The organism is Dethiosulfatarculus sandiegensis, assembly GCF_000931935.2.
In the GTDB taxonomy this organism is placed as follows: Bacteria; Desulfobacterota; Desulfarculia; order Desulfarculales; family Desulfarculaceae; genus Dethiosulfatarculus; species Dethiosulfatarculus sandiegensis.
Map to the genome: position 1 here is coordinate 184308 of NZ_AZAC01000004.1, position 14142 is coordinate 198449.

Annotated in this window: 13 protein-coding genes; 6 read left to right on the forward strand and 7 right to left on the reverse strand. The window is 50.1% G+C overall.

Annotated elements, in window-relative coordinates:
- Positions 1-136: 136 nt before the first annotated feature.
- Entirely contained in the window at positions 137-1201 is a 1065-nt protein-coding gene (locus tag X474_RS04875) for a homocysteine S-methyltransferase family protein (protein WP_044347138.1), read from the reverse strand.
- A gap of 123 nt (positions 1202-1324) precedes the next feature.
- On the opposite strand from X474_RS04875, the gene X474_RS04880 reads away from it, so the two are divergent.
- Positions 1325-1945 carry a hypothetical protein gene (locus tag X474_RS04880; protein ID WP_156360627.1) on the forward strand — a complete coding sequence of 207 codons (621 nt, stop codon included), beginning with the start codon at positions 1325-1327 and terminating at the stop codon, positions 1943-1945.
- An 11-nt stretch (positions 1946-1956) separates the two neighbouring features.
- Here X474_RS04880 and X474_RS04885 read toward each other — a convergent pair whose 3' ends face one another.
- Complete coding sequence (locus X474_RS04885; protein ID WP_044347140.1) at positions 1957-2712, reverse strand: hypothetical protein; 756 nt, start codon at positions 2710-2712, stop codon at positions 1957-1959.
- Positions 2713-2935: 223 nt separating this feature from the next.
- On the opposite strand from X474_RS04885, the gene X474_RS04890 reads away from it, so the two are divergent.
- Positions 2936-4783, forward strand: a complete 1848-nt coding sequence (locus X474_RS04890; RefSeq protein ID WP_156360628.1) for a hypothetical protein — start codon at positions 2936-2938, stop codon at positions 4781-4783.
- Positions 4784-4991: 208 nt separating this feature from the next.
- Here the strand turns inward: X474_RS04890 and X474_RS04895 are convergent, their stop codons facing one another.
- Both X474_RS04895 and X474_RS04900 read right to left on the reverse strand, forming a co-directional pair.
- On the reverse strand, positions 4992-5495 hold the full coding sequence (locus tag X474_RS04895; protein ID WP_197281976.1) for a GNAT family N-acetyltransferase: 504 nt from the start codon (positions 5493-5495) through the stop codon (positions 4992-4994).
- A gap of 331 nt (positions 5496-5826) precedes the next feature.
- A complete protein-coding gene (locus X474_RS04900; RefSeq protein WP_044347142.1) occupies positions 5827-6765 on the reverse strand; it encodes a sugar-binding transcriptional regulator in 939 nt (312 codons plus the stop codon).
- Between the two features lie 750 nt (positions 6766-7515).
- On the opposite strand from X474_RS04900, the gene X474_RS04905 reads away from it, so the two are divergent.
- Positions 7516-7932 (forward strand): secondary thiamine-phosphate synthase enzyme YjbQ, encoded by a 417-nt coding sequence (locus X474_RS04905; protein ID WP_044347144.1) that lies wholly within the window; start codon positions 7516-7518, stop codon positions 7930-7932.
- 33 nt (positions 7933-7965) lie between these two features.
- On the opposite strand, the gene X474_RS04910 is transcribed toward X474_RS04905, so the two are convergent.
- Entirely contained in the window at positions 7966-8862 is an 897-nt protein-coding gene (locus X474_RS04910) for an adenylate/guanylate cyclase domain-containing protein (RefSeq protein WP_044347145.1), read from the reverse strand.
- A gap of 377 nt (positions 8863-9239) precedes the next feature.
- On the opposite strand from X474_RS04910, the gene X474_RS04915 reads away from it, so the two are divergent.
- The 3 genes from X474_RS04915 to X474_RS04930 all read left to right on the forward strand — a co-directional run bounded on the left by X474_RS04915 (position 9240) and on the right by X474_RS04930 (position 11827).
- Positions 9240-9479 (forward strand): hypothetical protein, encoded by a 240-nt coding sequence (locus X474_RS04915; RefSeq protein WP_044347147.1) that lies wholly within the window; start codon positions 9240-9242, stop codon positions 9477-9479.
- Positions 9480-9817: 338 nt separating this feature from the next.
- A complete protein-coding gene (locus tag X474_RS04920) occupies positions 9818-10894 on the forward strand; it encodes a zinc-dependent alcohol dehydrogenase (RefSeq protein WP_044347149.1) in 1077 nt (358 codons plus the stop codon).
- Positions 10895-11467: 573 nt separating this feature from the next.
- The gene (locus X474_RS04930; RefSeq protein ID WP_044347152.1) at positions 11468-11827 is read left to right on the forward strand and encodes a RidA family protein; all 360 of its coding nucleotides are present in this window, start codon (positions 11468-11470) and stop codon (positions 11825-11827) included.
- A 169-nt stretch (positions 11828-11996) separates the two neighbouring features.
- On the opposite strand, the gene X474_RS04935 is transcribed toward X474_RS04930, so the two are convergent.
- Together X474_RS04935 and X474_RS04940 are read right to left on the reverse strand one after the other, a co-directional pair.
- Positions 11997-13376, reverse strand: a complete 1380-nt coding sequence (locus X474_RS04935; protein ID WP_044347154.1) for an FAD-binding oxidoreductase — start codon at positions 13374-13376, stop codon at positions 11997-11999.
- A 300-nt stretch (positions 13377-13676) separates the two neighbouring features.
- Positions 13677-14142, reverse strand: a 466-nt coding sequence (locus tag X474_RS04940; protein WP_044347220.1) for a sodium ion-translocating decarboxylase subunit beta, incomplete at its 5' end; no start/stop codon positions are given.

A 14142-nucleotide genomic window follows, 5' to 3' on the forward strand; every position in this document is an offset into this window, starting at 1 on the left:
TAACAGCCGGGTCGAGTTGTAAACGGGTTTAAGGCAAGGTGTGTTTTTTTCCGGACCTTGAATAGACCCGAAGCTGGGGTGTCTGATTGTCCTCTTTGAAAAACGGTTTCCTTGGAGATCGGTTTAAAGGAGCCAGTCAGGCCTTTCCCCTCAGGTCCTCGCGGGTAAAGAGCAGGCCGGGGTCATCTCCGAAAAGAAAGTGTTTTTTCATATTGGGGGAATAGCGCGAGGCAGGGGGCTTACGCCCCAACTGCTCTGCCATGGTCCTTATATGAACCGGGCAACAGCCGCAGCAAAGACCGATGTATTTAACCCCCATGTCAAGGGCCTTTTGGGCAAAATCCGCAGTCTCATAGCGGTTCAGTAAAAAAGGGTCCAAGGCAGTGGGAAAGGTCATGTTGTTCGGCAACCGACAGGAGGCCCAGTGATCGTGCATATGGAAGAAGGTCGGCTCTGACGGAGTCGTACGGTAGGGCACCGGCAGGGCGGCCACCGGGCAGCTTACCTTTTCCCTGATCTTGGCGATATGCGGCAGCATGGTGGCCGGTCCCCGGAAGCAATTCATGCCGACCACATCCGCCCCCATATCTTCAAGGCGTTGACAGGCTTGCTCCACTGTGAACCCGTCTGAGAGTATGCCTTGGGCGTAAAGTCCAAAGGTTACAACCGCGGGCAGATTGTATTTTTTTATCATTTCAAGGGCCAGGGCTGCCTCGCCAAGGTGGTAAAAGGTTTCGGCAATTACAAAATCGACTTCAGCTTCCGCCGACCAGATCAGCATCTCCTCAAACATGGATCTGACCATTTTTTCAGACTGGGCGTCACCCGGCTTATAGATGTTTGAGTTGGAGAGGTTGCCGGCCACCAACGGGGGCTCACCTTTCGCTTCTTGGGCCACCTCTTTGGCTATGCTGAGGGCCGCCCGGTTAAGGGGCTCCAATAAGCCTTCCTTACCGATCAGACGCATCTTTTCGCGGTGGGCGTAATAGGTGAAAGCCTCAATTACATCAGTACCGCAGTCCAGAAATTCCCGGTGCAGCTCTTTTAAGGCGTTTGGGTTTTCAAGGGCCACCTCTGGTACAAAGGTCCCTGCCTGCAATCGCCCCCTGCGCTCCAGTTCAAAAAGATAGCCTTCAGCCACCAGCACGAAATCCTTTTGTAAACGCGTGGCCAGATCGGCTTTGGGGGGCGTTTCGGACATGGGATTCCTCCTGAAATTACATTACAATAATCAGCATAACATTACCCGGTCTCCGGGTGAAAGCGACGATTGGCCCCTGAGTCTTCCGATCGGGAACACCGGGGAGAGGAAAGGCGGTTCAAATTGGGTCGGCGTTTATTATTACTTTTGAGTTTAATGGTGGTTTGGGGAGGAATGGTTCTCACCTTTGCCGGTTTCAGCAAAGCTGCCGGGCCTTTTTACCGTTCTCCGGATTATTTATATAAACAGGCCCGGGAAAGGGCCGCTGTTTTGGACTCCAAGGCGCGCCTGGTTTTGGCTGCCTACAAACTTGGCAATGAAAAGGGGCTTTTTGAGCAGGGTGTGTTTGTATATCATTCACCCGGACTGGAAAGGGCGGGCGGCAGGTGGAACTGCTACATGGTGGTTACAGGTCGATCCGCCCATTACAACCAAATCCGTCTTGCCCCCCCCAAAAGCGAGCTACCTGAGATTAATCCTGAAAAGCCCTTGCACATGGCCTGGGACTGGGTCTTGGGCTATTGGTGGAAAAAGCAAAAGAAACCTTATCTCAATGTGGTTTTGCGCCCGGCCCAAAAAAAGGAAAACCTGCCCCGCACCTGCAAGTGGGTCTGGGAATTTCATGCCCTGTCTCTTGATGAGGAGTGCCTGGTTTTTATTGATGCTTTAAAAATGCGCAGACTCAGGGCAAATGTAATAAACGGGCCCGATCCCACTCCTCCGCCTGCATACCATTTTAAATAGTCAGGTCGGGTTCAGTTGGTTCCGCTCTCCACGCTTCCATGGCGTATTATGCCGCCGCCCGGTTGCAAGCGGGTGTCTTGATTCCTTTGCAAAAGTTTGGGCGAAGTTTTCAGCTCAGGCAGGTTGTTTATTTCCCGAGTGTAGGTGGCGACAATCTTTCCGGGAGAATAGTTTTGCGGAATTTGGGCCTGTTTCAGAATTGGAGTGACTATTTTGGAGTAGACATCCTTGGGCATCGGGTGCACCGCCCCCAGGCGTGCCTTTCCCTGTTCCAGTTTAAATATGAGATCCCAGATCAAAGGGATCAATACCTGCTTTTCGGAGTTCGGGGCCATGCTCGGACCCGGGCCCAGTAATTTCACCCTGAGCCTGATTTCACCTTTTTTCGTGGTGTCCCACATTATTATTCTTTTGCTGATCAATACCTTGCCTTGAAAGGGATTAGGCGGCAAGGCCCGGGTTTTTTTTGTCCAGACTTGGGCCAGTTCATGGGCCTGGACTGTTTTTTGGATGGTGCTTTTGGGGAGAAAACTTAAAAACACAATTTCAGGGAGCAGATGTTCTTGAAAAAGGTGAGGGTTTTTGTTTTTTACCGCCCGGTTCATTTGGTCCAGGGCGTTGAGCAATTGCTCAGGGTTGGGGGTGATGCGGGGGATTGTTTTGGCTTGGGCGTTTGTGGACAAACCCGGGGAAAAGGTCAGGCATAAAAGGCAACAAAGCCATTTTAATGCGCAAAAAGCGTGGTTTTTCCATTGCTTAAAATACATGACCAAGCCTGGTTGTCTTAAGCCCCCTATAGTTTTATTATAAAGATAACAGTTTGTAATAAAACTATATTTTTCTTTTGCAGGCTATGATATGTCCAGCCGTCCCTTATTCTCAGGTAGCCTGGTTATCCTTTTAAGGGTAATCTGCCTGGCCTTTTTCCTACTTTACCTTCATCCTCCCGGCTCTGCCCGGGCCTTGGAACCCCAGCCCGGGGAGGCCCTGATGCCTTCTGAAGATGAGTTGCCTGGCTGGAAAAAACTCAAAGTTAAACGTTTTAAGCCCGGCGGTATGCATACCTGGAAAGAAATAAGCCATTTTGTGACCATGTACCGTACAGAACCCAAGGGGCCTGTGTACAGCATGATGGTTTATTTTCATGAAATGGAAAATGAAAAACAGGCCAAGGCTTATTTCAAATATATGAAACGTATTATCAGGGGGCGCTTGCGCCCCGGCCAGGAAATCAAGAATCAAAAATTTGCAGAGCCATCTATCTGCTGGTCCGGTCTGCCGAATTATGCTGATGTTTTGTTTCAAAAAGGGGCCTATGTAATACGGATTATGGACGGTAACAAGCCCAAGTGGAAGATGGGCCGGATCAGGGTTATGCATGGGCTTTTGGTTGCAAGGATCAAGGCTAAAACATCCAAGCCTCCCCCACCAATACAGAAACCAAAACCCATACCGCCGCCAGAGCCCGTGCCTCCGCCAGAGCCCATACCAGCGCCCGAGCCTGTGCCGCCGGTGGGGCGGATTCCGCCTGTGGAGCCTGTTACCGGGCCGCAGCCGGGGCCGGGCAATGGAATTTTGCCTCGACCTGAGCCCAAACCAATCAGATGGGGCTTAAAGCCCTTGATCCAAGGCGAGTCCTGTGGTCAACAAGGGGAGCTTAGGCTGGGAGAGGTGAAAAGCCCTCTAATGGAGGTTGAGTGGGCTCGGGTTGAGATCCCCTGGCAGGGTAAATCCTTTAAACCGGCCAGGTGTGATAAACAGGGGCGCACCCTGTTCCATCTTTGGCTTGATCACAAGAACCAACCGGTGAGCAACCGGAAAACCCTTAACGAGCTGTATACGCTTCTTTTCTTTTTGAACTTCAGCAACTCTAAAAATGTGGCCGACACTGGCCATGAATTTTATGAAAAAGCCCAAAATCTGAAAAAAGAAGAAGAAAAATACGTGGAGCTGGCGACCTGGGCCATGACCACCAAGGTGGCCAGCCAGATCACGGCCCTGTACCTGACTGGTAAGCCGGAATTCAGCGGCAGCTTTTGGCAAATGGCAGGGAGTTTTTTGGCGGTGAATAACGCTTATTTTGTATTATCCAATTACTCCAGGCTGTTTTCCAAAGAACAAAACCCCGAGAAGATCAAGGAAAACCTGAAAAATCACCGTGGTGAACTGGTTACGGCCTATGAAAAGACGGTTGGGGTGTTAAAAACCATAAATGATTACCATTCGTATCTGGATGTAGCAGTCAAGGGCATTCGATTTTTGAATACGGCCAAGCCGGTTATGCTTTCAAACAGTGCGGCCTTTTATTTTGCCAAGGGCTATGACATGGAGATGCTCTATGAAAAGACCTATGACAAGGTGGCCTGGTCTGCGGCGGGTTTGGTCTGGTCTTTGCTGAATGCCTGGGAAAGAACCGATCTGGTCTGCAAGGGGGCGGTTGAGTTGGCCCTGTGGAACCGGGCCGCTTATTTCCATTACATGCTTACCGCCCAGATATATGAAAAGGCGGCCCAGGGGATTTTGGATTCCATTGATGACGTGTTGATCCTGCAGATGCTGGTGCCTGGTTGCCATGAATTGCGCGCCGGTTTGCTTAAGCAATATGCCGGGCAGATCAGGCAGCGTAAGGGTTATCTGTCAGGTCTGATTTACTTTTTAATGGCAGGAGAAAGTGCGGGCAAAATTTTCCGGAAACTGGATCAGGGCCTGGCCGATAACCGGTCTCTCAGGGAAAAGGCCGAGGAACACTTTGATCGGGCGGTCCTGGCGGTGGAGTTGGAGAGCGCTTTTAATTATTTTGCATTGAAAGACCATGGGGTTATTATTGGCCAGCCTTAAATAAAACTGGCAGGGCGTTTTAAAAAACCTGCTATGCGGGCCATGGATACACCCCAAAAATACCGGAGTATTTTTGGGGACCCCGAATGTTACACCCCAAAAATACCGGAGTATTTTTGGGGACCCCGAATGTGGCCCGCCATTTCGTGCAGCCTTGAAAAGCAAGCGAAATTAGCAAGTTGTTAAAATCTGTTTTGGCAACACACTGCTAGAGTTTCAAAAGCATTTCGTGCCACTTGGCCCCCCCATGGTTGGATGCGGATTCCCCCGCATCGCTAAAGCCGAATTTTTGATAAAAAGAGATCATGTGCTCTTTACAGAGCAGAAGGATGTTTTTTTTGCGCAAGGCCTTTGATTCATCAATGAACCGGTGCATCAGCAAGTGGGCTATACCCTGTTTTTGGGCTTCAGGCGCAACAGCCAGAGAAAAGATGACAATATTTTTGCCGAGAGGGTTATGCCCGCTCAAGGCTTTAAAGGCCTCGTCTGAGATGTCGTCTTGGTTGGTGGCTCCGCTGTTGACAAACCCCACCACTTTCCCTTGCTTTTGGGCCACCCAGAATCCTTCTGGGTAAAGGGTGATGCGTTTTTTTATGTTCTGACTGGAGGCGGCTTCTTCAGGGGGGAAGCATTTCGCCTCAACTTTCACGCAGGTTTCAAGGTCTATGGGCTCAACTTGTCTGATTACTATGCCGGGCATCAGGCCTCGCATTTCTTTGGTTCCCCAGTCAAAGATGCGCATCAGTAGCAAAGCAATATACCAGCTTCATTTGGCTGGGCCGGTTTTTATTTTTATAAAAGTGTAACCAAACCGATAACCAAAAACGTCTCAGAGGTATAAAGGATTTGATCCTCGATCAGGACCGCGATATACGGAGTTTGGTTTTGGTAGACGGGGTGGGGGGCTTTTTTGAAAGGGTGTCCGGGACCGGCACAGGTTCCAGACACCTTGTTTTTTGTAGATAATAAAAACCCGGACAGCCAAGCCGACCGGGTTCTTATTTGGAATCTGTCTGATTGAAATGTTCTAAATTTAAAGAAGCTTAACTCTGGACCAGAAGCTGGGCCGTTAATTCATCGGTAACAAGGACATGGCACAATCCCGCCTTGATAGAGGCCTTGATAATAGGCACTTTATCTTTGCCTCCGGCCGCCAAAACCAGTTTGGGGATGGCTTTTAATTGTTCCATGGTGGGTGCGATCACCTGGTCGCAAATTGGATGGTTCACCGGATTGCCTTCCAAGTCCAAGTATTGGCCGCAGATCTCGCCGACCGTCCCTTGTTTGCGCAAGTCTTGGCAGAAATCAGTTGATAGTACCTTGTATTTAATAAATTCAGATTCTTCGCTCAAGTCAAGGGGGCTTAAGAGGGCAATCTCCATATCATTAATTCTGTCAAAGACCTGCTGTACGGAGTCCGACTCTAAAAAAACCTTTTTTAAATGAGGGCTTTTTACGAAATGAGGTGCGGTGATATAAAAACATTTCGCATCAAGCCGATCGGCGACCATGGTTGCGATTTCATAAGGATTTACAGAAGATTTGCGTGCCAAACCGCCGCAAAGCGAGACGACCGTGTTGTTTGAATTGTGGCGTTGCCGCAAGGCTTGGGCCACAAAGTAAATCGTCTTGCCACCGGTGACACCCAAAGCTTGTTTTTCTTTTAGATGGGTGTTGAGGTAATCAGCCGCTGCCATGCCGACTATGCGACGGAGGTCTACCTGGGTGATAAGGCTGGGCGTTACCACCACTTCATATAGGTTGTACTGCGCCCTGAGTTGCGCCTCCAGTTCCACACAGGCCCGCACCGGACTGTCTATTTGAATATGCACCAGGCCTTGGCCCTTGGCCTCGCCCAGGATTTTGTTGACCTTGGCCCTGGTGACACCGAGGCGATAGGCTATATCCCCCTGGGTTAGTCCTTCGCGATAGTAATGCCATAGGATGCGAGTGATTAAAAGGAGCTCTTGATCGTGGTTCATTTGTGTTCCCCCCACAAATAAAAAAAGATTTTTTAAATGTCCTGCCGTAATTTAGGACCTTTGTCGGACTATATAAACTTTCCCTTAAATGTCAGTAAAATATCCTTAGCGAAAAAGACCGGTCAATTGGCTGGTTAAGGAGATTTTTACCAAGGCCTGACAAAGGAACACATTATATGCAATACTCTCAACTTATACCAAGTTTACTACTGGTAAATTAATGTTTACCTTACCGTTCGATAAAGATACAAAAATTACATTATCAATATTAAAGGACAATTACCAAAACAATGGGGAAAAAGCAAATCTAAATAAGGATTTTCTTTATTGCAGGTGTAATGAGATTTACGTTTAAGCTTAAAAAAGAAAGTTGAATACAAATTTACAATCGTGTCTATGTTGCTTTTTTCTTGCTCTGGAGAAAAATTATATATATGGCAAGATTTTTTATAAAGGAGGAAAGCGGAATTTTTAGCTACTTGAGAAGTTAATAGCGTCAACATAATGAAGGCTTATGCCTCAAAATATTCCATTTGGAGTAATAGGGTTTTCTGTAATCAAAAATATGTGTTTGTCCCAGGCAGCCATATGACGGCCGCACAGGTGTTAGTTTATCATATCTTAAATCGTGAGTTTTATTTTTGATTCGCCACAATTGGGACATTGAACTGGGTTGTATAAAGTCCGTCAATTTTAACGTATTATTATAAAAAGAAGTATAATCGTAACTGTCTTTAACGGGAGCTTAAGGTGAAAAGCTATCGCAAGGAACTATGGTTTGAGATCCAGGGACGAAGGGCCTTTATAAATATAACTCCAGAGGTGGAGGACTGCCTGTCGGCAAGCGGCGTCAAGGAAGGCCTTGTCCTGATAAACGCCATGCATATAACGGCGAGTGTTTTTATCAATGACGATGAATCTGGTCTGCACCAGGATTATGACCAGTGGCTGGAGCGTTTGGCTCCCCATGACCCTGTCTCCATGTACCGCCATAACGTGGGCGAAGACAATGCCGATGCCCATATGAAAAGACAGATCATGGGGCGTGAAGTGGTGGTGGCCATTACCAATGGGCAACTTGACCTGGGGCCTTGGGAACAGGTTTTTTATGGTGAGTTTGACGGACGCCGTAAAAAAAGAGTGCTGGTCAAGATCATTGGTGAGTAGTCGGCGGAAGGGCCTGGATATAGCTTGGCGCTCTCAGTTTTTCACTTCATAGAAAATGGAATCGGTTGCATTCAAGTCCGGTCTGCCCAGCCTTATCCAGCCTGAGCCTGCAAGGATAAGCTCGTCAAGCTTGAGGAAAACCGGCTCCCCCTGGTCCGGAAGAACATGGGTTCCGTTGGTGCTTTGATCTTTTAAAATGAATTTTCCCGCTCTTCTTGTGATCTGGGCGTGATTTCGGGAAACCCAGGAACCCTTTATCACCATGTCGTTCATGGGGCCGCGCCCCATGGTTATGGTGGGTAAAGAGCTGTCCATGCAAAGGGTCTTGCCGGCCAGGGAGAGCAAAAGGCTGGAAGGAACCTTTTGGCAGGCAGACTTGTCAACATAATGCACAAAGGTTGTGTTGCCCTCGTCCCACAGAATTTCGTGGATCTCCGAAAAATGGGCCTTACCGCCTAAATTGCGACGGGTGAGATAGCGGGTTGCGATATCCGTCTCACCATCCGCTGCCTTGAGGGTGGCTTTTGTGGTCAGTATCTGCCCTGATTTGGCCAGGGCGGTCAACTTGGCGGCGGTGTTCACCGCATCTCCATATACGTCGTTTTCTGTTATCAGCACTTCTCCGCTATGCAATCCGCAATGTATCTGCAAGGGAGGAGTGTCCGGCTGGGGGGAGGTTAACAGGACGGATCGCCTTTGCATTGCCTTGGCTGATTCCAGGGCGCTGCGCGCCTTGTCGTGGATGCTCATAACCGCATCGCCTACGGTTTTCACCACCTTGCCGCCCATGGCCTGGATTTCCGCCGAAAGAGCGGAAAGGGTTTGATCAATTACAGTCTGAGCCTTTTGATCCCCCAGGCTTTCATATAGGCGAGTGCTTCCGCAGATGTCCGCAAAGCACACGGTTTTGTGGCTTGTTTCTAAAGGCATTGTCGGATCTCCCAAATACTGCCCTCAAATATATCATGTTTGCCTCACCCTTGCGTTATAAGGCCGATAAGAAGCCGCAAAAAAGTAGGTTTTCCAAATTCAGGGGTAAAAAGCGGTTTGCCTTACGGAGTGCCTGCCGAAATGGTTGCCTTTGAGCCGGGATCAGGGCCGGTGGGCGGGTTTAAGTTTAACTGCTCATGGATAAATTTTGTCTTACTGATCTTTGAAACAGGGATATCGGCCCGGCAAGTCTAAATGGTTTTTATCTGAGTTGTAAGATCGGGCTGCTTGATTTAGCTGCCGGGTTCCGGGTGTGTTATAATTCATTTTACACTGCCTAAACAATATGCCTTTGTTGAAACGAAAAGGTGATCATAATGGGAGATAATATCCACATGGAAGAAAAGGCCCGCAAGGAAAAGGTGTGCCAGGAGGAAATGTGCGCCGAGGACTGGGAAAAACTGGATCCGGAAGTGCGCAAGAACTGTGCTGCTTTTGTGTACTGCCCCTTTTGCGCCAACGAGATGGTCACCCGCTGTTCCTCTTGCGGGGAGACTATTCATGATTTCAGCTTCAGTTACTGCCCCTGGTGCGGAAGCCAATTTGAAGAGGAATAGGGCCCAACCCTAGCTTTTTTTGAAACAAAAGACCGGTCAGCCGGAAAAAACCTGAAAAAGTTTTTTCCGGCCGCCGGTTTTGTGTGCTCGGCGCTTCTTTGCTTGATTTCCTTTGTTAAGCAGATTTACTGATTAATTATTTTAAAAATAATCTTCCAATAAAGCGTGTGTATGCTCGGAATTGCTCGAATTAGCAGGGTTTTTTCTGTTTAATACCATCTGAAATGCTGCATTTGCCTCCTTTTATGTGCTAGGGTGAAAGGCGTATAAATTCTAAATGAGACCATGTGGCTCAATGCGAGACATATAGGTGTATACCCGAAAATGAGGAGGCATTCGTGAAAGCCAAGGCAATGGTTGTGGTGGAGCCCAATCAGCTTGAAATGCAGGAATTTAAAGTCGTTCCACCAGCACCGGATCAGATATTGATTAAAACCAATGTTACGTCCATTTGCTCCACCGATATAAAGGTGTTTCATGGTTTGACTCCTTTGGGGCGCTATCCGGTGATCATGGGCCATGAGTTTTCCGGTGAAGTGGTTGAGATAGGTGTGGAGGCCCAAAAGGCCCACCCCGATGTAAAGCTGGGCGACAGGGTGACCCCGGAACCATATATCACTTGTGGACGCTGCTCCTGGTGCCGCACGGATCATCACTATCACAACTGCCCCAATGGCGGGACCTTTGGGGTGTCAATGGCCTGTGCCGAGCCTCCCCATTTGTTTGGCGGATACTCGGAATATGTCTATCTGCCCGCTGGGACCCTGCTCTATAAGGTGGGGGACGGCGTGCCCGACCTGGCGGCGAGCTTGTCTTCAGTAGTCGGCAATGGCGTGCGCTGGGTCAAAACCCTGGGGCAAATGAGTTTTGGCCAGAGCCTGGTCATCTCCGGGGTGGGCTCCCAGGGGCTCTGCGCCCTGGCTGCGGCCAAATTCGCAGGTGTGGGCCCGGTGGTTATGTTGGGACTCAGCCAGGACCAGGCACGCTTTGAATTGGCCCTGGAATTCGGGGCGGATCACGTAATCAGGGTGGATGCCGAGGATCCCCTTGAAAAGGTGCCGGAGCTGATCGGCGGGCAGCCGGATGTGGTGGTTGAGACCTCGAGCGCGCCCCAGGCCATAAACACTGCTTTTAAACTGGTGCGCACCTCGGGCCGGGTGGTTTTGATCGGCCTTTCCGGCGGTAAAAAGACGGAAGTGGCCTTTGATGAATTAATCTGGCGGGATGTGGTGGTAGCCACAGGCAAGGGCCAGGCAGGCAATGTGCCGGATGCCATGCGTCTGATCAATTCCAGGGCCTATCCCTTTGAGAAAGTAAACAACTTCCACTATAAGCTGGAAGATTTGGCCCAGGCCCTGGAAGACACGGCTCATCCGCCGGAGGGCTTTATCAAGGGCGCGGTGGTTTTTGATTAAGTGAAATAACAGGAATTCGAAAAAAGCGTCTGCCTTTATCTCACAAGGCGGGCGCTTTTTTGTAGTGGACGCCCTTAAAATGTTTTACGGCCAAATGGAATACCAAGCTTGCGCACACGGTGAGCAGGGGTCCGGGATTAAACCCCAAAAGTTCAGCCGCTCCTTTTTCACTCTCAACTTGGCCTTTGACGCCATGATTTTTTTGCCGGGCGCCGAAGAATGCCCGGCCCCGGGGTGGAACTGGGAAACCGTATTTATATTGTGATGAAATCTTGACCTGCCTATTGGCTCACCCACCCGCTGGGGAACGGTTCATCGAACTTCGATGAAAGAACCTGACGTCATCCCTGGCGCTATGTAGAGCATCAGGGTAAAAAGTTTTGAAAGGCGTTGCTCCTTGGATAAATCCTGTCTGCCCGGGAACCCCGGATAATCCCTATTCTCCGGAGGATAAACAAAGGGTTATAGCCTCGGGATTATTTGGCTGATTCCTCTGTGTTGATAAAGAGCCTGTGGGTCGGATTGGGGATCTTTTTTTGTTTTTAATTATATGAATTTTAAAAGGAAAATAAAATGAGCATTCAAAGATATGAAACCCAGCGGCGGCTGAGCCGCATTGTCATCCACAACCACACCATCTATCTTTGCGGTCAGGTGGCCTCAGATTACAATGCCGGAATCGCCGAACAGACCAGAACCATGCTGGAGAAGGTGGACACCCTTTTGACCCAGGCCGGATCCGATCGGGAACACATCCTCTCCGCCACCATCTACCTTAAAGATATGGCGCTGTTTTCACAGATGAACGAGGTCTGGGACAACTGGGTGCCAGAGGGAGCCGCCCCGGCTCGCGCCTGCGTTCAGGCTCAGATGGCCCTTGAAGAGGCGTTAGTGGAAATTTCGGTAATCGCCGCTGTCAAGACTGAGGCTTAAAAAATAAATTGCTTCTCTACAGTTAAACGGTCAGCTTGATGCACTGAATAATCGCTGAGCCCTGTTGAGGGAAAAGGCGGTAAGGCAAGGCTTACGCTTCTTGTTTCAGGGGCTGACTGCCGGGTGGGTAAAGCAAAAGGAATCGGCGGGNNTCACCCGCCGATTCCTTTTAATCATCCAGGGCCATCTTGCCCGGATTCAGAACATTACTGGGGTCAAAAATCCTTTTGATGGAGCGCATGGATTCCAGGGCAACGGGATCGTGCTCCAGGCTCATGTAAGGGGCCTTGCTCAGGCCTATTCCATGTTCTCCGGTGAGGGTGCCGCCGAGTTCAATCGCCAGATTGAAGAGATCATCCACGGCCTTTTCAACTCGTTTGGATTCATCGGGATCGCTGTTGTCCCACAGAATCTGGGGATGGAGATTGCCGTCTCCGGCATGGCCAAAGGTGGCTATCTCAACCTGGTTTTTTTGCGCAATTTGGTTCACCCCTTCCAGCATGGAAGCCATCTGGGATATGGGCACCGTAATATCTTCCAATACAAAATTTGGACGAATGCGGGCCAGGACGGCATAAGCCGATTTGCGGGCCTTCCACAGCCCCTCAGCCTGTTCGACGGATTGGGCCCTGGTTACTTCGCCGGCCTGGTTTTCTTCGAACACATCCATTATTTTGGACATCTGGAAGTCGGCTTCGGTTTGGGTCCAACCGTCGGTCTCCACCAGGAGCATGGCGTCGACCACCGGCAGGTTGAGGTCTGTGTTTTGATTGATGGCTATCAGGGTTTCTTTACCCAGGATCTCCAAAACACTCGGTATGATGCCGCTCTCCATTATTCCGGCCACTGCCTGGCCCGCGCTTTTAAGTTCATCGAAAACCGCAAGACAGGTGGCAGTGGCCGGGGGCCGGGGATTGATTTTCAGGGTTATCCTGGTGGCAATGCCCAGGGTGCCTTCCGAGCCTACAAAAAGGCTGGTGAGGTCATAGCCTGAAGAGGTTTTCATGGTGCGGGTGCCGGTTTTCATTAGGCGCCCGTCACCCAGAACCAACTCCAGCCCCAGTACATAGTCTGTGGTTACACCGTATTTGGCACCCTTTACCCCGCCTGCGTTGGTGGCCAGGTTGCCGCCCAGGGTGCAGGCCTTGCCACTGGCCGGGTCCGGGGGAAAGAAAAAGTCATATTCAGCCAGGGCCCGGTTCAGGTCTTCATAGACCACTCCCGGTTCAACCACAGCCACCCGGTCTTGGATATTGATCTCCAGAATGCGATTCATGCGGCAAAGATCCAGGACCAAGCCGCCTTTTTGGGGCACAACCATGCCGGCCAGGCCGGTCCCGGCCCCCCTGGGAATCAGGGCAAAGCCTTCCCGGTTGGCCAGTTGTACGATTTTTTGGATTTGATCGGTGTCAGTGGGCCAGACTGCGGCGTCGGGCCGGTGGGAGTGTTCCGAGGCGTCATAGGAGTAACTCACCATGTCAATGATTTTAGCGGTGAAATTTTGTTCTCCGACAATATCTATGAGTTTTTGCTTGAGATCCTTTTGCATGGGGTTTTATCTCCCGCCTTTTAAATTAACGGAAAGCGAAATTAAAAAAGGCTCGCAATTTGGCGGGCCGCCATTTGGGGCCCGAAAAACGCTTGGTGTTTTGAGGGGATCCATGCCCCGCGCTCAGGCTGCTTATCAACAACCTGAGCTTCTCATAAGTAATCATAGCATTGCCGGTTGATTAAGTGGGAGATTGCAAAAGGCCAACCAGAAAAGATAGAATTTTTCAGGGGGTGTTAAAATTAAAACGGGCCGGGTCCCGTAAAGAACCCGGCCCGTTTTGTTTTTCTAAACCGTTTTTTAGAAATTAATGAAGAGTCCGAGGAAATAACCGCCCGCCACAGCGGAGCCAATAACGCCTGCCACATTGGGCCCCATGGCATGCATCAAAAGGAAGTTCTTTTTGTTTTCGGTCTGCCCCAGGTGATGTACGATTCGTGCGCTCATGGGCACGGCCGAGACGCCTGAAGCGCCGAGCATGGGGTTAAATGGCTCCTTGCTGAACTTGCTCATTATCTTGCCGAAGATAACACCGCTCGCCGTACCCACGCAGAAGGCGGCCAGGCCGAGCAGGAGCACCAGCAGGGTGCGGGGCTCAAGCACCTTTTCCGCAGGCATGGAAGCTCCGATGCCGAGCATCAAAAGGATGGTGATGATGTTGATAAGCTCGTTCTGGGCCGTATTGGAGAGCCTTTCCACCACGCCTGATTCCCTGAACAGGTTGCCCAGGAACAAAAAGCCCACCAAGGGAGCGCTCTTGGGGATG

What these genes read in the sequence shown, in the direction of transcription:
- X474_RS04875 (WP_044347138.1), bottom strand. Translation starts at nt 1,201, where the DNA reads ATGTCCGAAACGCCCCCCAAAGCCGATCTGGCCACGCGTTTACAAAAG.
- X474_RS04885 (WP_044347140.1), bottom strand. Translation starts at nt 2,712, where the DNA reads ATGTATTTTAAGCAATGGAAAAACCACGCTTTTTGCGCATTAAAATGG.
- X474_RS04890 (WP_156360628.1), top strand. Translation starts at nt 2,936, where the DNA reads ATGCCTTCTGAAGATGAGTTGCCTGGCTGGAAAAAACTCAAAGTTAAA.
- X474_RS04895 (WP_197281976.1), bottom strand. Translation starts at nt 5,495, where the DNA reads ATGCGAGGCCTGATGCCCGGCATAGTAATCAGACAAGTTGAGCCCATA.
- X474_RS04900 (WP_044347142.1), bottom strand. Translation starts at nt 6,765, where the DNA reads ATGAACCACGATCAAGAGCTCCTTTTAATCACTCGCATCCTATGGCAT.
- X474_RS04910 (WP_044347145.1), bottom strand. Translation starts at nt 8,862, where the DNA reads ATGCCTTTAGAAACAAGCCACAAAACCGTGTGCTTTGCGGACATCTGC.
- X474_RS04915 (WP_044347147.1), top strand. Translation starts at nt 9,240, where the DNA reads ATGGGAGATAATATCCACATGGAAGAAAAGGCCCGCAAGGAAAAGGTG.
- X474_RS04930 (WP_044347152.1), top strand. Translation starts at nt 11,468, where the DNA reads ATGAGCATTCAAAGATATGAAACCCAGCGGCGGCTGAGCCGCATTGTC.
- X474_RS04935 (WP_044347154.1), bottom strand. Translation starts at nt 13,376, where the DNA reads ATGCAAAAGGATCTCAAGCAAAAACTCATAGATATTGTCGGAGAACAA.